The 19699-nt window shown below is 40.3% G+C and carries 16 protein-coding genes, 5 tRNA genes and 1 pseudogene; 20 read left to right on the top strand and 2 right to left on the bottom strand.

All coding sequences use genetic code 11. The annotated features are described in order from the left end of the window. Positions 1–75 precede the first annotated feature (75 nt). From cysS to CKV81_RS06120, 7 genes are all read left to right on the top strand, one after another. On the top strand, positions 76–1569 hold the full coding sequence (cysS, locus tag CKV81_RS06150) for a cysteine--tRNA ligase (protein ID WP_095071490.1): 1494 nt from the start codon (positions 76–78) through the stop codon (positions 1567–1569). A 163-nt stretch (positions 1570–1732) separates the two neighbouring features. After that, positions 1733–4390, top strand: a complete 2658-nt coding sequence (locus CKV81_RS06145; RefSeq protein WP_095071488.1) for a 4-alpha-glucanotransferase — start codon at positions 1733–1735, stop codon at positions 4388–4390. Between the two features lie 155 nt (positions 4391–4545). Next, positions 4546–5601 (top strand): hypothetical protein, encoded by a 1056-nt coding sequence (locus tag CKV81_RS06140; protein ID WP_095071487.1) that lies wholly within the window; start codon positions 4546–4548, stop codon positions 5599–5601. 150 nt (positions 5602–5751) lie between these two features. Then, positions 5752–6138, top strand: coding sequence for a hypothetical protein (locus CKV81_RS06135; protein WP_095071486.1), 387 nt, complete (start codon positions 5752–5754; stop codon positions 6136–6138). A 286-nt stretch (positions 6139–6424) separates the two neighbouring features. Then, complete coding sequence (locus CKV81_RS06130; RefSeq protein ID WP_095071484.1) at positions 6425–7414, top strand: glycosyltransferase family protein; 990 nt, start codon at positions 6425–6427, stop codon at positions 7412–7414. Between the two features lie 87 nt (positions 7415–7501). After that, positions 7502–7996 carry a hypothetical protein gene (locus CKV81_RS06125; RefSeq protein ID WP_157727380.1) on the top strand — a complete coding sequence of 165 codons (495 nt, stop codon included), beginning with the start codon at positions 7502–7504 and terminating at the stop codon, positions 7994–7996. Positions 7997–8148: 152 nt separating this feature from the next. Beyond that, the gene (locus CKV81_RS06120; protein ID WP_095071482.1) at positions 8149–8658 is read left to right on the top strand and encodes a ferritin; all 510 of its coding nucleotides are present in this window, start codon (positions 8149–8151) and stop codon (positions 8656–8658) included. Between the two features lie 31 nt (positions 8659–8689). On the opposite strand, the gene CKV81_RS06115 is transcribed toward CKV81_RS06120, so the two are convergent. After that, the gene (locus tag CKV81_RS06115) at positions 8690–11845 is read right to left on the bottom strand and encodes a UvrD-helicase domain-containing protein (RefSeq protein WP_095071480.1); all 3156 of its coding nucleotides are present in this window, start codon (positions 11843–11845) and stop codon (positions 8690–8692) included. A 201-nt stretch (positions 11846–12046) separates the two neighbouring features. On the opposite strand from CKV81_RS06115, the gene rpsU reads away from it, so the two are divergent. From rpsU to nusG, 11 genes are all read left to right on the top strand, one after another. Then, positions 12047–12244, top strand: coding sequence for a 30S ribosomal protein S21 (gene rpsU / locus CKV81_RS06110; protein WP_095071478.1), 198 nt, complete (start codon positions 12047–12049; stop codon positions 12242–12244). Positions 12245–12318: 74 nt separating this feature from the next. After that, positions 12319–13227 (top strand): tyrosine-type recombinase/integrase, encoded by a 909-nt coding sequence (locus CKV81_RS06105; RefSeq protein ID WP_095074307.1) that lies wholly within the window; start codon positions 12319–12321, stop codon positions 13225–13227. Positions 13228–13249: 22 nt separating this feature from the next. After that, positions 13250–13540 carry an HPF/RaiA family ribosome-associated protein gene (locus CKV81_RS06100; protein ID WP_095071476.1) on the top strand — a complete coding sequence of 97 codons (291 nt, stop codon included), beginning with the start codon at positions 13250–13252 and terminating at the stop codon, positions 13538–13540. Between the two features lie 101 nt (positions 13541–13641). Beyond that, positions 13642–13715 (top strand) — tRNA-Thr (locus tag CKV81_RS06095). Positions 13716–13729: 14 nt separating this feature from the next. Beyond that, positions 13730–13810 (top strand) — tRNA-Tyr (locus tag CKV81_RS06090). A 66-nt stretch (positions 13811–13876) separates the two neighbouring features. Continuing rightward, positions 13877–13949 (top strand) — tRNA-Gly (locus tag CKV81_RS06085). A 45-nt stretch (positions 13950–13994) separates the two neighbouring features. After that, positions 13995–14066: transfer RNA gene (locus tag CKV81_RS06080), tRNA-Thr, on the top strand. A gap of 311 nt (positions 14067–14377) precedes the next feature. Beyond that, positions 14378–15565: an elongation factor Tu gene (gene tuf, locus CKV81_RS06075; RefSeq protein ID WP_095071474.1), complete on the top strand. Its 1188-nt coding sequence runs from the start codon at positions 14378–14380 to the stop codon at positions 15563–15565. A gap of 51 nt (positions 15566–15616) precedes the next feature. Further along, positions 15617–15687, top strand: a tRNA-Trp gene (locus CKV81_RS06070). A 12-nt stretch (positions 15688–15699) separates the two neighbouring features. Continuing rightward, positions 15700–15906 carry a preprotein translocase subunit SecE gene (gene secE, locus CKV81_RS06065; protein ID WP_095071472.1) on the top strand — a complete coding sequence of 69 codons (207 nt, stop codon included), beginning with the start codon at positions 15700–15702 and terminating at the stop codon, positions 15904–15906. 15 nt (positions 15907–15921) lie between these two features. After that, positions 15922–16464, top strand: a complete 543-nt coding sequence (gene nusG, locus CKV81_RS06060) for a transcription termination/antitermination protein NusG (RefSeq protein ID WP_095071470.1) — start codon at positions 15922–15924, stop codon at positions 16462–16464. Positions 16465–16538: 74 nt separating this feature from the next. Here the strand turns inward: nusG and CKV81_RS13585 are convergent. After that, positions 16539–16673, bottom strand: a pseudogene (locus tag CKV81_RS13585) (aquaporin); the annotation flags it as partial. A 78-nt stretch (positions 16674–16751) separates the two neighbouring features. On the opposite strand from CKV81_RS13585, the gene CKV81_RS06050 reads away from it, so the two are divergent. After that, positions 16752–17495 carry a DUF4230 domain-containing protein gene (locus tag CKV81_RS06050; RefSeq protein WP_095071468.1) on the top strand — a complete coding sequence of 248 codons (744 nt, stop codon included), beginning with the start codon at positions 16752–16754 and terminating at the stop codon, positions 17493–17495. Between the two features lie 218 nt (positions 17496–17713). After that, positions 17714–19684: an ATP-binding cassette domain-containing protein gene (locus tag CKV81_RS06045; protein WP_095071466.1), complete on the top strand. Its 1971-nt coding sequence runs from the start codon at positions 17714–17716 to the stop codon at positions 19682–19684. Positions 19685–19699: the final 15 nt, after the last annotated feature.

Here is a 19699-nt window from a genome sequence, read left to right as displayed (position 1 = left end):
CAACGGTTCAAATGTTCAATACTGTTGAATGAGATTTGAACTTTTTCACCACTTTAACCAATTGAACTTATCAACATGCAACTCAAAATATACAACTCTCTATCCGGCGAAAAAGAAGATTTCAAACCCATTCTCGATGGCAATGTTGGGATGTACGTTTGCGGGCCGACGGTTTACAGCAATGTTCATATGGGGAATGTGCGGACGTTTATGTCTTTTGATTTTATTTACCGCACGCTTCAGCATTTGGGTTATAAAGTAAGATATGTAAGAAACATTACCGATGCCGGGCATTTAACGGATGACGGTGATGTGAACAACGACCGGTTCGTAAAACAGTCGCGGCTTGAGAAGCTGGAACCGATGGAGATCGTGCAAAAATACACGGTGGACTTCCATAAAGTTTTGCAGATTTTCAACCTTTTACCGCCGAATATCGAGCCGACAGCAACCGGGCACATCATCGAGCAGCTGGAGCTTACGAAGCTTTTGCTGGATAAAGGTTATGCCTATAAAAGTAATGGTTCGGTTTATTTCGACGTACGCGCTTATAATGAAAAAGGCGGAAATTACGGCGAGCTTTCCAAAAGGAATATTGATGAACTGATGGCCAACACCAGAGATCTGGATGGGCAGGACGAAAAGAAAAATCCGCAGGATTTTGCCCTGTGGAAAAGTGCATCGCCTGAACATATTATGAAATGGCCTTCGCCTTGGGGTGAAGGGTTTCCGGGTTGGCATTTGGAATGTACAGCGATGAGCACCAAATATTTAGGTGAAAAATTTGATATTCACGGAGGTGGTATGGATTTGAAATTCCCGCATCACGAATGCGAAATTGCCCAGGGTACGGCCTGCAACGGAACCGCGCCGGTAAACTACTGGATGCATGCTAATATGCTGACCATGAACGGACAGCGGATGAGTAAATCTACCGGAAACTTTATTCTGCCAATGCAGTTGATTACCGGTGAAAATGATTTTTTTGAAAAGCCATTTCACCCGGCAGTAGTGCGCTTCAATTTTCTGCAGGCGCATTACAGAAGTGTGCTTGATATTTCCAACGAGGCTATGGTTGCCAGCGAGAAAGGATTCCAGCGATTGATGGAAGCGGTGAAGTTGCTTTCAACAATCAGTCCGGCACAACCCACTACAAATGTGGTTTTTAGCGATGGAGAAGCGTCTCAATTTGATCTGAAAACCTGGAAAGAAAAATGTTATGATGCTTTGACGGACGATTTCAATTCTCCGATTTTGATTTCGCATCTATTTGAAGCGGTGAGTTTTATCTTTAAACTGAAAATCGGGAAGGAGCAGATTTCTGGGGAGGATCACGACGATTTAAAATCTACTTTAAATGCTTTTGTATTCGATGTTCTTGGCCTTCAGCAACCGGAAGAAAGCAACAGCGAAAAGCTGGATTCTACACTACAGGTTTTAATTGAGCTGAGAAACCAGGCCCGTAAGGCAAAAAACTTTGAACTTTCTGACCAAATCCGCGATAAACTGCTTGCTGAGGGAATTGAACTTAAAGATGGTAGAGAGGGCACGAGTTATGTGATTAATTAAAATAAGATTAATATCAGATTGAATATAAAGCTTCAGCGTGTGCTGAAGCTTTGCTTTTGTAATGTATTGAAAATTAACTGATAAACTGTTTAAAATCATTTGAAAAATCATTTGCTTTCTTGGAGTTTTTTGGTAAATTGCAGCTCCTTAATAAAACAATGTTATGAAGCTTTATTTTAGCCTGAATTTCAACACAAAAGTTGGTGAAAAACTGCAGCTTTTGATCTTTGAACATAATCAGGAGCCCAAAATTCACTTCCTGCATTACACTGAAAACGGGAACTGGAAAGCAGAAGTCGATTATTTTTCAAAATCAATTTCTTACAAATATCAACTGACGGACGAAGGTGGAAATATCCTGGATCAGGAGTTTTCGCTTCACCATTTAAATTTGGTTCACAGCTACAGCGAATACCGGATCTACGATGTTTGGAACTTGAAAAATTTCCCGGAAAATTATCTCAACAATAAAATTCTAAAAAATAAGTTGAGCGGTTTTAAACCCGAGAAAGTTGCGGTGTTGAAAAAGCATACACATTTGTTCAGAATTGAAGCACCACTTTATAATCCGGACTGGAGATTGGTACTTCTGGGTAATGTTGAGGCACTTGGTAACTGGGAATATCTGAGAACCATACCAATGATCCAGACTGATTTTGGCGTTTGGGAAGTGGCGGTTGAAATGCCTGGAGACCAATTTATTCAATATAAATATGGTGTCATGAGTACTTCTACAGGCGAAGTTTTCGATGTGGAATACGGGAATGACCGCTTGGCTTTGCCAAATACGGATAAAAACATATTGCAGATTCAGGCAGATCATTTCTTCAGATTCAAATCTTTTGAAATGTATCACGCCGCTGGAGTTGCAGTTCCGGTTTTTGCGTTGAGAAGTGAAAACGGTTTCGGCGTGGGTGAATTTGCAGATATGAAAGCACTCGCAGACTGGGCAAAGGCAACCAATTTGGGAATCATTCAGATTCTTCCGATCAATGATACCACTGCGAATTATACCTGGACGGATTCATATCCTTACGCCGCGATTTCGGTATACGCACTTCACCCACAGTATTTGTCGATTGACAGTCTTGAATATTCTTTGCCGAAAAATCTAGTTGATGAATTCAATGCTAAAAAAAAGGAACTCAACAAACTCGATCTTATCGATTACGAAAAGATGATTTCCGGGAAATGGAAATATATTCGCGCAGTATTCAGGGAAAATAAAGATAGAATTTTAAAGGACAGAAACTTCAAAAAATTCCAGAAAGAAAATGAAGAGTGGCTTTATCCGTATGCGGCATTTTGTGTGCAAAGAGATAAATATAAAACACCGAATTTCAACAACTGGAGAACCCATAAAAAATACATCGCCGGAAAACTCACTCCTATGTTCGCTGCTAAACACAAGGACTATTCTGAAGCGATGCTGCACTGTTGGGTGCAATACCAGCTTCATTTGCAGCTGAAAGATGCCATTGATTACACGCACAGTTTGGGGGTTTCTGTAAAAGGCGACTTGCCAATCGGTATTTACCGCCACTCGGTTGAAGCGTGGACGGAGCCGGAACTGTTTGGTATGGATTTTCAGGCCGGTGCACCGCCGGATCAGTTTACAGATTTAGGGCAGAACTGGGAATTCCCGACCTACAACTGGGAAGCGATGAAGGCAGACGGTTACAAATGGTGGAAAAACCGTTTCAAAGCCCTGGAACAGTATTTTGATGCCATGCGTATTGACCATATTCTTGGATTTTTCAGGATTTGGAGAATGCCGGTTTCTGCAACCCAGGGGATTTTGGGATATTTTTACCCGGCAATTCCGGTTAGGATGGAGGAATTTCATTCGAGAAATATTCCGTTCAACTTCGACCGATACTGCAAGCCATATATCAACGAGGAGATTCTTTGGGATTATTTTGGGCATGAGAGAGATACCATTCACAACCATTTTATGAACAATCATTTCAATGGAACTTACTCTTTCAAAGAAGAATTTGATACCCAAAGAAAATTACGTGATTATTTCGATAAGCATCCGCACGACTGGGCAGAAGATAAGCTGATTTCACTTTGCGCTAACGTTCTGTTCCTGCAGGAAGACAAAGGCGGAGGCGAATACGTTTACCACCCAAGATTTAATGTGCATAAAACCGATTCCTACAAATACCTGTCTGATTGGGAAAAGAAAGCGATCTACGAACTTTATGTAGATTATTTCTTCAGGCGTCAGGACGGTCTCTGGTACCAGAGCGCGATGGAGAAGCTTCCGGTAATCCTGAATTCTACAGATATGCTGATTTGTGGTGAAGATTTAGGCCTGGTTCCGGATTGTGTGCCGCAAGTGATGGACAGGCTGGCCATTACGGCGTTGAAAGTTCAGAGAATGCCTTCAGAAAATATCCTTTGGTATGACCCGAAAAATGCCGGTTATATGAATGTGGTTACCGCGTCGTCACACGACAGTTCTACCCTTAGGCAGTGGTGGTTCGAAGACCGTGGACTAACCCAAAAGTATTTCAATGACCAGCTGAAACAGTATGGAACAGCACCCGGCGAACTTCTTCCGGAACTTGCAGAAATCATCATGCTGCAGCACTTTTATAATGATGCTATGCTGGCGATTTTCCCTCTTCAGGAATTCCTGGCTACAGATTACAGCTTAAGGAATGATCATGTTGATAATGAAAGAATCAACAACCCGGCAGTATTCCCGCATTACTGGCGTTACAGAATGCATCTGAATGTAGAAGACCTGAAAAACCAGACGGATTTTAATAATAAAATCGCCTATTGGGTGCAGGATTCCGGTAGGAGATAGAATTTTTGAATTTGATATTCAATATGATATCAAAATGTATGTAAAGAAGTTGAGTCTGCGGATTTAACTTCTTTTTGTTTTATATATCCAAATGGCAGATAACAAATAAATATGAAGGCGGATCAAATGATGTTTAAATTAAAAGCAGAGTAGTAATGAAAAATTTAATTTTATTTTTGGCTTTGGGGCTTTTTTCAGCAAGCTGCACAGCTCAGTACTATCCGAACAATAACGACGGATATTACAGCAACACCAGCGGTTGGTATGGCGACGACAGCTATTACTTTCCGGATGATTATTATTACGAATATCCGTACGATTATTATACCGATGATTATTACCGCAGTTTCTACAGCGATTACCGCAGGAGCATCGATATGGTGAACTGGTACCGGTTTTTCCGCGAAATGAATCTAAACAGATGGCAGATTGAAGCCATCAGCGATTTGAATAATCAGTTTCCAAGTTTCTACATCTGGAGCGATTATTACAGAACTAACCCAAAACGCTGGTACTACGACAGATTTTATGCACTGGAAAGAATTTTGGGATCAAGAGTATTTGCGCTTTATCAAAATTCCTATTACAACGGTTACAATCCTGTAAGTTATTATAACAATTATTGGAGAGATTATTACAGGCCAAAATATTACAGCTATTATGTAATTCCGAGATACAGAAACGTCAATGTAAATGTTTACCGCGTTGACAGATCCGCTTATCACAGGTCGGTTGGAAATAAATACGGTTGGAACCAGCCAAGAAATCCCCATAATCCGGGCGTTATAAGAGACAGTAACAATTCTGGAAGAAACGGAAACACCTCAAATGGAAATACCAACACACAAAGGGTAGGAGGAATCAGGGAGAATAACAATACAGTCCGCAGAGTTGACTCACAGAGTTCAGCCAACAGAAGTGGTGGCTTAAGAAATCAGACTCCGGAAAGGATTCAGAGAAATGATGTTGGCAGAATGCCGGAAAACAGTGGAATGAGAACTTCCGAAGTACGCAGGGAATCGAACCGGGTTTTTGAAGACAGAAGCTCAAACACAGGCAGAGTACAGAATGAAGGTTTCAGAAATATTGAACCAAGAAATGAGGGCCGCACAATGCAGATGCCAAGGCAGGAAACACGCGTTCAAAATAATTCAGGGAACGGTAACAACAGTTCCGGGCGTTCATCAGGTATGAGAACCGGAGGAAGATAATAAAGTTCTTTAGTGTAATTAAGTGATTGAGAGCAGGTTAATATCTGCTCCTTTTTTTGTTAAAATGCGTTATTTTCTGTTAAAGCCACTACAGTTGATCTAAATGGCGCAAAGATTGAAAATCAGTTATTAACACTTAAATTTAAAGTTATGAAAAAGATATTTTTCGGCGCCCTCGTGGTGGGTGCTATTACATTTGGATATTCGCAATCGTCATACTATAACGATTACAGAAGCAGTATTTCAGGTATCAACTGGCAGACAATGGCCGCAGAACTCCTGCTGACACCATACCAAAAAGAACAGCTTTTTGCCTTAAATAACAGATCTGATAACTATGATGACTGGAACCGTGTTTACGGTAACAGTCCGGACAGATGGAGAACTGACAGATACGGGGAGCTGGAAAGAATTTTAGGTCGGGAAAAATATACCAAATTCAAAAACAGGTATTACAAAGGCCAAAATCCGGTAGCAGTTTACAACAGAAATAAAAACAATAATAAACCGTACGAGAACAAAAAGTTACAACTCTGATAACAGAAATGTAAAAAGTAAATCGGCTGTAAAAAGCAGATCAACCGCTGCCGAAAGATACCAAAACAAAAAATACGGAAATTCAGCAGCAGTAAAAGCTAAAGGGAATCAGGGGAATAACGGTAAAGCAGTTTCTCACGGCAAAGGAAAAAAATAAAATCTTCAATATATTTTATCGAAACCGAAAGGCGGGGGAAAATTTTCTCCGTCTTTTTATTTAAACGTTTTGTTAATTATTGGTGAATTGAAAACGGCTTGATATTTTTTGTAATAACTTCGTGATACTATGAAAATTCTCTACGCAATACAGGGTACTGGAAACGGACACGTGAGCCGCGCCCGTGAAATCATTCCCCACTTAAAAAAATACGGAGATGTGGATCTGCTGGTCAGTGGAACTCAGGCTGAGGTGGATCTGGACGATGAGGTAAAATACAGGTTCCATGGCTTCGGGTTTGTTTTTGGGGAAAAAGGCGGCGTTGATTTCCTTAAAACCTGGAAACAGTTTAATACGGCCCAGTTTTTAAGTGATGTTAGAAAACTTCCGGTAAAGGATTATGATCTGGTGATCAATGATTTCGAGCCGGTCTGTGCGTGGGCTTGTAAGCTGAAAGGGAAAAAAAATGTCGCACTCAGCCATCAGTCCGCGTTTGTTTCGGATAAAACACCGCAACTGAAAGGCTTCCACTGGGGAAAGATCATTATGAACCACTACGCTCCCACCAATGCACATGTGGCATTTCATTTTGAGCGTTATGATGATTTTATCAACACACCGGTCATCCGTTCAGAAATCAGGAATTTAAACACTGAAAATCTTGGGCATTACACAGTCTATCTTCCGGCGTATTCCGATGAATTTATTATAAATCAGGTTAAAAAATTCAGCAATATCAAGTGGCAAATCTTTTCTAAACATTCCAAAAATTCTTATTCCACGGATAACGCGGAAATTACTCCAATTAACAACGAAAAGTTTCAGAAATCACTCGCTTCGTGTGAAGGATTGCTCACCGGAGGAGGTTTTGAAGGCCCTGCAGAAGCTTTATTTTTAAAGAAAAAAGTTCTGGCTGTTCCAATGAAAAACCAGTATGAGCAACAGTGTAATGCGTTGGCAATGGAAAATATGGGTGTTCCTGTGATCTGGAACGAGCGCGAATTTGCCCCTAAACTTCAGAACTGGGTTCAAGGTGATAAAATCATTGAGGTAAATTTTCCTGATGAGACTGCTCAAATCATTGAAAGACTGATCAATACCTACGGAAACAAATTTTAACAAACTTTATGACTTTTTCATTTAACTATAATATTTATTCTTTATCCAAAAGACAGAAACAAAGGTTTCGCAATTTATAATATAGATATGAAAAAGATAGTTTACACGTTAGCATGCATGGCAATAGGTACTTTTGCAATGGCACAGAAAAGTGAAATGCCGCCAATGAGAGACCAGCAGGAAAGAAAAGAAATGATGGAGCAGAAGAGAGTTCAGCATATGGCGAAAATGGAGCAGGAACTGAACCTTACCAAAGCACAGGTTTCCCAGATCAAAGCGATCCAGGACAGGCATCAGGCCCAGCGCGAGCAGGAGAGAATTAAGAACCAGGAGCTGAGAAAGCAGAAAATGGAAGCCTATAAGAAGGATAAACAACAGATGGATGACGAAATCCGCAAAGTTTTGACTCCTGAGCAATATGCAAAATGGCAGGCTAAAAAGCAGGAAAATATGCAGAAAAAACAGGACATGATGCAACAGAGAAGAAAACTGATGGAGACCGGGAAAGACAGGAAATGGGGACAGCATTCTGCGCACGGCGGCCAAAAAATGGTACAGCCACAAAAAGAAAAAAACAAATAAGCATTCTTTGCTAAAATCAAGTTCATAATTTTATTTTTTTAATGGTTTGAAGGGCGGATTTTCTCCGCTCTTCTTTTTTTTTGTGATCAGTTATTATGTTTTTGGCAGACATCAAATTTTTAAGTACTTTTAAAAGTTAGAAAAAATGAATTATGGTAAGTGAAAAAATAGCCCAGCTAATCAATGAACAGATTGCAAAAGAACAGTATGCAGCACAATATTATCTCTCAATGTCGGCGTGGTTCAACAGCCGTGATCTGGAAGGAATCGCCAATTACTTCCGGGTGCAAAGCAAAGAAGAGCTGATGCATGCCGACAAAATGTTTGACTACCTGGCCGATGTAGGCGGTGAAATTGTAATCGGTGAAATCCCTAAACCACCGCATACTTTTGCAGATGTGCAGGATGTTTTCGAAAAAGCCCTGGAACACGAAAGAGTGGTAACCAGAAGTATTTTTAATATTGTAAAGGCTGCCAATGATGAAGGCGATTTTGCTACAACGTCGTTCCTGCAGTGGTTTATCAACGAGCAGGTGGAAGAGGAATCTTCGGCATCGCTTTTGGTTTCCAAAATAAAAATGGTGAAAGACAATCCGTCTGCGCTTTACCTGTTCGATCAGGAGCTCTCACAGAGGGTGTTTGTGCCGGAAAATGGAAAATAATAGGAAAACGCTCCAGTCGCGGAGCGTTTTTTTAAACATATATAATTTCGGTTCCGGCGACTTTCTTGCCCAGTTTTTCCAATACTTCACGATAGGCGCTCACCTGTTTTTCATACTTTTCGCGCTCGGCTCCGGTTTTGAAATCAATGATGACCAGGCCGTTTTCGGTCTCTACAAGGCGGTCGATACGATAGGTTTCGGTGCTGCCGTTTTCGGTGATCATCATTTCTTTTTCGTTAATCACTTTCAGGGTTTCATCGAAATACTGTGCATATCTTTCATTACGGAGCACTTTAAGAAGGCGTTCCACGATTTCAATTTTTTCATTTTCGGTAATGATGCCCTCCAGAATGTACTGCTGCAGAACATTTTCAATATCCTTTTCAGAGTTGATTTTTTCTAGAATTTCATGCACAAAAATCCCGATTCGTACGGACTCGTTCGTATTCTGGTAACTTTTTGAAGGCGTCGCAATTTTAATATTGCTGATATGTTCAGTGTTCTCAGAAAGAGAAGTGATGTCCAAAGTTTTACGGTCTGCGGTTTCTTCCGTTCTCTGTTTTTTGAACGATTCGTTTTCCTCCGGATAAATATCAAATTCATCCAGGTTTTCCGGATTTTTTGTTTTGATAAAATCAAAAATTTCGAGATTGTTGCTCGATGCGCTCGGCCTTTGGATATATAAAAAAAGCTGCTCTACCGGACGCGTAGTTGCCACGTATTGAATACAAAACCGGTCGATTTTATTTTTGTAGGAATTCTCCTCATTGAAGCTGGCTAAATCCTTATCATAATTGGCCATTTCTTTTTTGAAGCCTTTGATATTTACGGATTTCAGTTCGCCCAGATTTTCCAGATCGAACCACTCGTGAAATTCAGCGTCTTTATTGGCATTTTTCATCGGCAGGAAAACTACAGGGAACTCCAGTCCTTTTGCGGCGTGAATGGTCATCATATTGACAGCATCCACATTTTCACTCGCCTGAATCGAAATTTTGTGCGCTTCCTCATCCCAAAGTTTTACAAAATCCTTCACCGTCATGCCGGCATTTTGCGTGAAATTGTACAGGTTTTCCAGAAAGTTCAGCAGGTAATCGGTTTCCTTATTTTTCACCGAAAATTCATGTACAAAAAATTCGATGTAATTGTAAAGATTAAGGCGTGGAATACCTTTTTGACTTAGTTTTAATGAAAATCTTTCCTCAATAGTATTAATCAGTTTCTCGTGGTTTTCGATTTTTAGCAGCGCCATGATTTCATTGGAAAATTCAGGGATATCTATGCGGCCAAGCTCATTCAGGTAATAAAGCATTTTCACCATAAACTGCCTGTTCTTTGGTTGGATTTCCCAGTTCAGAAATTCAATCAATGCCTTTAAGGTGTAAGACAAATCCAGCGTCAGCCCTTTCTCCGAAATGGTTTTGATATAAGTTTCCGTACCATTGTAAATCACTTTTTCCCTGCCGAGAAGCTGGGCATATTTTTGGATTTCTTTCGCGCTGCGGCACAAAATCGTGATATCGGAAAATATAAATCCGTTATTCAGACACTCCTGAATATTCCGGTGCATTTGCCCGGCAACTTCCGTGAAATATTCTTCGTTTCCCTTGGTATAAGGCGCAAGATTTACTTTCACCCTTCCGGCAAATTTTTTCTGCGGAATCTGTCTGGCTTTTTCCGAGAACAGTTCGCAATGTTCGGTATTCAAACCTTTAGAAAGGAAATCATAAAGCTCATTGTTGAAATTCACGATGTTTTTTGCGCTTCGCCAGTTGCTGCCGAGCACTTCTACAAAAACTTCTACCGGGCTTTCATCTTTTTTGTTTAAAACATTCAGCATCAGCTCACTGTCGCCGCCCCGGAAGCGGTATATGCTCTGTTTGGGGTCGCCTACGAGTGTAAAAGAATTACCTTCAGAGGCAACCGTGTGGTCTTTCAGTGGTAACAGGTTGTTCCACTGCATTTTAGAAGTGTCCTGAAACTCATCAAAAAAGAAATGCTGATACCGCGTCCCTATCTTTTCATAGATAAAACTCGAAGGCTCATTCCGCAGGTTTTCATTAATGATGACATTGAATTTCGAGAGCAGCACCACATCGTTTTCTTCCTCAATTTCATTGAGCTTTTCCTGGATTTCTTTATTTATTTTTAAAGGTAAGAGTTCTGAGAGAATCGCTGATTTTCTCTCCGCCGAAATAAAATTTGAAATTACTGATTCCCGGCTTTCAATCATAAAGTTTAAGACTTCATCTACCAACTGTTCCTTTCCTTTGCCACTTCCGGAGGTGCCTTTTCTGAAATTCTGGATGGCTTTTTCTTCATCCGCCGGAAATGGGAAGACATCTCTCTTACCACTAATGAACTTTAAGTATTCATAAAAAAACTTAGCAATACTGTTGGAGTTTCCTCCGGCAAAATCTGAAATTTCCAGTCCTTTTTCTTGTAAAATTGTAATGATGTTTTGTGCCGTTTCTTTTGCCGTTTTTCTATGCTTAAGGATTTCCTGTCTCAGTTTTGTTTTTGCTTTTTCATACGATTCCCAGTCGAACTCCGAATTTTTTTTCAAATCTTCGTAATGGATGTCGCTGATGAAATTTTTTGCCTTTTTATAAAGCGAATTGTTGAGGTTCACCCGTTCGTCATTATCCAGATTATAATTGATGAAATCCATGAACGCCTCAGAAATTTGCTCGTTTTCCCCGATTTCGTCAAGCATTTTATCGACCGCTTCAATCAGAAAAGGTTCACTTTGAATTTCAAGATTGAACTGATGCGCCAGGCCTAACTCGTAAGAAAAACTTCTCACAAGCCTCGCATTAAATTTATCAATCGTCCCAATACTCAGGGTAGAGTAGTTGTGCAGAATATAATCCAAGACCTTCTGCGAGCGGCGGTGTAGATCCTCCAGGGTCACCATAATTCCCTGGCCGCGCAAAGCAGTTTGAATGTTTTTCAAATCACCGTTGTTTTCGTAATCCGGTTTGGTGAAATTTTTCAGCCACTGCAAAATTCTTTCCTTCATTTCATTCGCAGCTTTATTGGTGAAGGTCAGCGCCAAAATATGTTTGATGGCATCATGCTGTCTTTCGTAGCGCAGACATATCATCAGCACCCGCAGCACCAGGGCATAAGTCTTCCCGGAGCCGGCAGACGCGTTGATGGCGGTATATTGTTTAGTGTTTTCCATAGGTTCTGCAAATTATGGAAATTTGCCCGAAAACGGAAGCGGGATTTTACTTTGTTTTTAAAACGAAATGTTGCTTTTGTAGAGGTTTTTTTATGCTGCCATTTCACTGCTTCCCGACTTGATCTTAATCTTCAGTCAAAAAACATTTTGCTGGTTTAAAAAATTATTTTTATTTTTGCAGTCCAAAATGAGATGTAAAATATGTTAATAATTCCAGTAAAAGATGGCGAAGCTATCGACAGAGCACTAAAAAGATACAAAAGAAAATTTGACAAAACTGGTGTTGTACGTTCACTAAGAGCAAGACAGCAGTTCACAAAACCTTCTGTAACCAAAAGAGCTAAAATAGCAAAGGCAGCTCACAAACAGAGAGTAGCCAGCAGAGAGGAGCAGGCATAAGCCGTCTTTTGCAGATCACTTATACTAAAATCACTTTCTAAATGTTATATTTGGGAAGTGATTTTTATTTTTATATGACTGAGAAATTTCTGGAATACATCGCCATAGAAAAACGCTACACCCAAAATACCCTGATCAGCTACAGAAAGGATCTGGAAGACTTTTTGAAGTTTATTATTGAAACGGAAGGCCATGATGATCTGATGAAAATTGACAAAAAAGTGATCCGGAATTTTATGGTGAGGCTGAGCCAGGAAAAAATGGCTAAACGCAGCATCAACCGCAAACTTTCTACGCTAAGAAGTTTCTACCTGTATCTGCTCAAAATTGGTGAAATAAAAACTTCGCCGATGGAAAGCATTCAAGCATTAAAATTTTACGCCGAGAAACAAATTCCGTTTTCTGAGGATGAAATGAATGCGCTGCAGGAAACAGATCTTTATAATTCCGAAGAAAATTTCCTTAAGAAAACAATTATAGAAACGCTTTACCAAACCGGTATGCGAAAGGCGGAGCTTTGTAATCTGCTTCACGAAAATGTAGATTTTTCCAAAAAGGAACTGCGCATAACTGGTAAAGGAAATAAAACCCGAATTGTTCCCATCTTGGATAGCCTCCTTGAATTTTTAGAAAAATTTAACGCGCTTCGCAAGCCCGAAAAAGAGGCGGAAAAGTACTTTTTTGTCTCGAATAAGGGTAAAAAACTAGATCCGAAATTTGTTTATTTAACCGTAAATAGCTACTTTAGTACTATAACTTCGAAACAGAAAAAAAGCCCTCATATCTTAAGACACAGTTTTGCAACACACGTTTTGGGAAATGGGGCTGAAATTTCTAAAGTGAAGACGGTTCTTGGACATTCGAGTTTGGCGTCAACACAGGTTTATACCACTGCCAACATCGAACAGTTGAAAAAAGTATTCAACCGGGCTCACCCCAGAGCCAAAAAAAATGGAGCGGACGGGAGCGGTCCGGAGGTTTAAATTTATTTTAAAAAAAATCATTATGAAAATTACAGTTCAGGCGATAGGATTAACGCCGCACCAACCATTAGAAGAGCATATCGATAAAAAAGTAAGCAAGCTGGATACGTTTTATGACAAAATCCAGGAGTGCAAGGTTTACCTGAAAGTAGAGAATATTTCCGGAAAAGAAAATAAAACATCAGAGATTAAGCTCGTGGTTCCGGGTGATGATATCGTGGTGAAGAAGACATCAGCCACTTTTGAGGAAAGTTTGGACCAATGTGTGGATACTGCTAAAAAGCTGCTAATCAAGAAAAAAGAGCTGGCTTAAAATTTTTTTAAAAAAAATTGATTAAATAATTTGTAGATTTCAAAAAAACAACCTTATATTTGCACTCGCAAAAAGAGAAAGAGTTCTTTTGAAATCTATTTGCCTCCTTAGCTCAGTTGGCCAGAGCACGTGATTTGTAATCTCGGGGTCGTGGGTTCGAATCCCTCAGGAGGCTCATTTTGTAAAATTGGGGAGATTCCAGAGCGGTCAAATGGGACTGACTGTAACTCAGTTGCTTCGGCTTCGTAGGTTCGAATCCTGCTCTCCCCACATTTTATAAAGCTAGATTTCAGGAAATTTAGTAGATTTGCAAACCGTTTACCAACAAACAAAAATGCGGAAGTAGCTCAGTTGGTAGAGCGTCAGCCTTCCAAGCTGAATGTCGCGGGTTCGACCCCCGTCTTCCGCTCTAAGAAATCACACCAAGCGGCTGTGATTTTTTTATTTAAATTTTGCCGACGTAGCTCAGGGGTAGAGCGTTTCCTTGGTAAGGAAGAGGTCGTGAGTTCAAATCTCATCGTTGGCTCTTGAAAGTTTCTCAGTTTCTGGGAAACTTTTTTTGTTTAAATAAGGTAAAGAGTTGGAGCACGTGAAAATCGGCTTTTAAGCCATAATGAAGCAAAAGCGTTAAAACATTTATAAAAATAAAATCAGGATTTTCGCAAAAGAAAAATTATTGTAATTTTGCATTCCACTTTCATAATAGATTAGCGGCGCTGCAAGTTGCTGAAATTGATGTTAAAACAATTTTTAATTAAAATAGTTTTGATTTTCAAAAAAACACTATATTTGCACACCGAAAATTTTAAATAATTAATTAAATAAATAATTTAAATCATGGCAAAGGAAACGTTTAATCGTAACAAACCGCACTTGAACATTGGTACCATCGGTCACGTTGACCATGGTAAGACTACCTTAACTGCTGCTATCTCTAAAGTATTATCTGATAAAGGATTAGCAGAAAAAAAAGATTTCTCTGCAATTGACTCTGCTCCGGAGGAAAAAGAAAGAGGTATTACAATTAACACGGCTCACATTGAGTACGAAACAGAAAACAGACACTACGCTCACGTAGACTGTCCTGGTCACGCCGACTATGTGAAAAACATGGTAACCGGTGCTGCTCAGATGGATGGCGCTATCCTTGTGTGTGCTGCTACAGACGGACCAATGCCTCAAACTAGAGAGCACATCCTTCTTTGCCGTCAGGTAAACGTACCAAGAATCGTTGTTTTCATGAACAAAGTGGATATGGTAGATGATGCTGAGCTTCTTGAACTTGTTGAGCTTGAATTGAGAGATCTTCTTTCTACTTACGAATATGACGGTGATAACTCTCCTGTAATCCAGGGTTCTGCACTAGGAGCGCTAAACGGTGAGGAAAAATGGGTTAAAACTGTTGAAGAATTGATGGATGCAGTAGATACTTGGATCGAGCAGCCGGTAAGAGATTCTGATAAGCCATTCCTTATGCCAATCGAAGACGTATTCTCTATTACTGGTAGAGGTACTGTAGCAACTGGTAGAATCGAGGCTGGTGTTATCAACTCTGGTGATCCTGTAGATATCGTAGGTATGGGTGAAGAAAAACTGACTTCAACTGTAACTGGGGTAGAGATGTTCCGTAAGATCCTTGACAGAGGTGAAGCTGGGGATAACGTTGGTCTACTTCTTAGAGGTATCGAAAAAACTGATATCAGAAGAGGTATGGTAATCGCTAAGCAAGGTTCTGTGAAGCCACACAAAAAATTCAAAGCAGAGGTTTATATCCTTTCTAAAGAAGAAGGTGGCCGTCACACTCCATTCCACAACAAGTACCGTCCGCAGTTCTACGTAAGAACTACTGACGTTACTGGTGAGATCTTCTTGCCAGAAGGTGTAGAAATGGTAATGCCAGGTGATAACCTTACTATTACTGTAGAATTGCTTCAGCCAATCGCTCTTAACGTAGGTCTTAGATTTGCGATCAGAGAAGGTGGTAGAACAGTTGGTGCAGGTCAGGTAACTGAAATCTTAGACTAATCGTCTTAAAATAAATTAAAGTTCCGTAGGGAAACTGCGGAACTTTTTTCTACGGGCATCGTCCAATGGTAGGATACCGGTCTCCAAAACCGTTGATCTGGGTTCGAATCCTAGTGCCCGTGCAAAAAGCAATTATGAGTTCATTTGTAGATTTTATAAAAGGTTCCTATACTGAATTTAAAGATAAAGTGGAGTGGCCGAAATGGCCAGACCTGCAGTCTTCTACTATTGTAGTTGCTGTAGCAACTGTACTTTTATCTATCTTTCTTTTTGGTGTAGATACCTTGTTCAGTAAGTTTATCGAGAACGCTTTAGCAATGTTAATTAACCTGTTCAACTAATAAAAACCGACGGCAATGAGTGATTTGAAGTGGTATGTATTGAAAGCCATCAGCGGACAGGAAAACAAAGTGAAGTCCTATATTGAAAACGAAATCCAGCGTTTGGGTTTCGAACAGTATGTGACGCAGGTGGTAATACCTATGGAGAAGGTAATACAGCTGAAGAACGGTAAGAAAGTTCCAAAAGAAAAACCTTATTACCCAGGTTACCTGATGATTGAGGCTGACCTTATGGGCGAGATACCTCACGTCATTAAAAACATTCCTGGGGTAATATCTTTTCTAAGTTTAACTAAAGGTGGCGACCCTGTGCCAATGCGTAAATCTGAAGTGGACAGGATGCTGGGCAGAATGGATGAGCTTTCAGAATTCGCGACAGATATGGCAATTCCGTACGTGGTTGGTGAAAGCATAAAAGTAATCGACGGACCTTTCAACGGATTCAACGGAACGGTTGAGAAAATACTTGAAGACAAGAAAAAGCTGGAAGTTTCAGTAATGATTTTCGGTAGAAAAACACCGATGGAGCTTAACTTCATGCAGGTTGAGAAAGTTTAAGATTTTTAAAGATCAGATAGTAAAAATACCGGAGCGAGATGCTCCGGTATTTTTATTTTAGCCAGCAGTTTCATTTACGCGGCAACTTCGTGCTCGTCTCGTTGCAAAAGGCATTTATAAATCAGTCCGCCAACAAGACCACCTAAAACCGGAGCAACCCAAAATAGCCAAAGCTGTGATAATGCAGCACCCCCGACAAAAATGGCCTGATGTTTTATTTTTATAAGTGAAAGATGGAAATTGCATTAAATTTGCTAATAATAATTCACCCATTAAACCTATAAAAAATGAATCCCCGCAAAGTAAAAACCATTCTCTGGTCGGTCGGAATTTTAGGCGTTCTCGTACTCGCTTTCTTTATCTATCAAATGATGCAGCCCAGTTCCGGGACTAACGGAGTGATGATTGTGGTGATGCTGGTTCTCGGCCTTTTATTGGGAGGTGTGATCGCTTTTTTGGCAGGAAACAAACTGAAACCGGAACCGCCGGTGGTGAAGGAAAGTTCGCACACCATTGCCGAAAGTATGCGAAAGGTTTTTAAAATAGTGTCTGCGGAAGGCCATTTCAACGAGATATATAATTATGAAGAGTCTTCCAAACTTTTCAATTTTATACCTCAAAAGAAAAAAGCTTTGGTCATCGTTTCTGCAAAAGTTTTGGTCGGCTACGATTTTGAAAAACTGAAATGGGAAGTGGATGAAATTAACCGTAAAGTAAGGCTTACCGAATTTCCCGCTCCGGAAATTCTTTCTACGGAGACGGATTACAAATACTACAATATCGAAGAGCAATTCTTTAATCTTTTCAGTAAAGATGATTTAGCACGGATACAGCAAAACAGCAAAAAGCAGGTCATTGAAGCAGCGAAGAAATCCCACCTTCCCGAAGTTGCAGCCGAACAAATGCGCACGCTGATGACCGAATTGCTGAACTCAAAAAATTTCCTTTTGGAAAACCCAACGGTGATCACCGATTCACAAAAGCAGCTTGAAATGAAACCGGGCAATTTTGAAGGACCAGTTTCATCATAATTAAAATTATTGCTGGGTCAGCCTGAAACTTTTCAAGACTTTAAATATCAAAACCTATAAATTTTTTTTCGCGGATCACGCGTAGAAATATCAGTGCATTAGGGGCTGCTTTTTGATTAAATACGAACAATTTGGAGGCGCTTTACTAATTCAAAATCATTACTTTTGCAGCCAGTAAAAGCACATAATACTCATTCATCAATATACTTTTTTATAAAATGCTATCAGTTCAGGGACTTGGCCTACACCACGCAGGAAACTATCTTTTCAGAGATGTGAATTTTACCATTAAAAGAGATGATAAAATCGGTCTCGTAGGGAAAAACGGCGCCGGAAAATCTACACTTTTGAAAATACTTTCAGGCGAAATCAATTTCTATGAAGGCAATGTGGTTCCGGAGGGCAATATCACCATCGGATTCCTGAAACAGGATTTGGAATTTGTGAAAGGCAGAACCGTTTGGGAAGAGACTAAACAGGCTTTTGAGCAAATAAACAGTTGGAAAAATGAACTTGATGATGTGAATGACCAGCTTGCTACAAGAACCGACTATGAAAGCGACTATTATCATAACCTGATACACCGCATGACGGATCTGAACGATTTGCTGCACCACCACGATGCCTACAATCTGGAAGGCGACATGGAAAAAGTGCTGCTCGGTTTAGGTTTCAAAGCTGATGATTTTGACCGGTTGACTGATGAATTTTCAGGTGGATGGAGAATGCGGATCGAACTGGCGAAACTTCTTTTGCAAAACAACGACCTGATGCTTCTCGATGAGCCTACCAACCACCTCGATATGGAGAGTATCATCTGGCTTGAAAACTTTTTAAAAGATTATAATGGCGCGATCGTCCTTGTTTCGCACGACAAGCAGTTTATGACCTCGGTGTGTAACCGTACATTCGATGTGAACAATAAAAAAATCGACGATTACAAGGCTAATTACACCAAATATCTTGAACTGAGGAAAGAGCGCCGGGAAAAGCTGGAACAGGCGAAGAAAAACCAGGATGCGGAAATTAAGCAGATGGAGGATAATATCAACCGGTTCCGTGCATCTGCAACCAAGGCGTCTTTTGCACAGTCTTTAATTAAAAAGCTTGAGAAAATTGAAAGAATCGAGATGGATAATGAGGATGTTTCCAAATTCAATATCCGTTTCGTACAGTCGGTGGTGCCTGGCAAAGTGATTTTCGAGGCTGAAAAATTAGGTAAAGCCTACGGTGAAAAACAGATTTTCGATGATGTAGATTTCTTCGTAGAACGTGGCGACCGGATTGCTTTGCTTGGACAAAACGGTCAGGGAAAAACCACTTTAGCCAAGATTTTGACCGGCCAAATAAAGGATTATTCAGGGACCTGGAATCTTGGGCATAATGTGAATATCGGTTACTTCGCACAAAACCAGGAAGAAGTTCTCACGCCCGGAAAAACCGTGTTGCAGGAAGCTGAAGATGCTGCAACCGAAGAAACACGGCCGAGGGTCCGTGACCTTTTAGGAAATTTCCTTTTTTCGGGAGAAGATGTACAGAAAAAAACGCAGGTGCTGTCTGGTGGCGAGCGTAACCGTTTGGCTTTGTGTAAATTATTGCTTCGTCCTTTCAACGTTTTGATCATGGACGAACCTACTAACCACCTCGATATCCAGTCAAAGGAAATCATCAAGCTGGCTTTAAATAAATTTGAAGGAACGCTGATCGTAATTTCCCACGACCGTGAATTTTTGCAGGGGCTGGCAGACAAGATTTTTGAATTCCGCGACGGAAAGATGAGAGAATTCCTGGGAAATATTGATGAGTATCTGGAATACCGTCAAAAAGAAAGTATCAGGGAAATTTCCGCAGAAAAATCAAAACTGGATAACAGAAAAGCTCAGGCTGAAGTAAAAGTTGAGGAGTTAATCCAAACCGAGCCTGAAATTCAAACGACTTCAAGTGAAACCAGACAAAATCAGGACCCTTCAAACACCTTCATCACCAAAGAGCAAAAACAACTTCAAAACAAACTGAAAAAAGCTGAAGAAAAAATTGACGGTTACGAAAAGGAAATCCAGTCGCTGGAAGAAATTTTTGGTAAAACCAATCCTACTGATGCTGAACTTGCAAAGTATGATCAGTTGAAAAAGGAACTGGAGGAAACCCTGCAACTTTGGGAAGATCTGGCGTTGCAGCTTGAGGATTAAATCGTTCATTCTAAA

This window comes from Chryseobacterium taklimakanense (assembly GCF_900187185.1).
Classification (GTDB): Bacteria; Bacteroidota; Bacteroidia; order Flavobacteriales; family Weeksellaceae; genus Planobacterium; species Planobacterium taklimakanense.
This window is presented reverse-complemented; position numbering and strand designations above follow the sequence as displayed.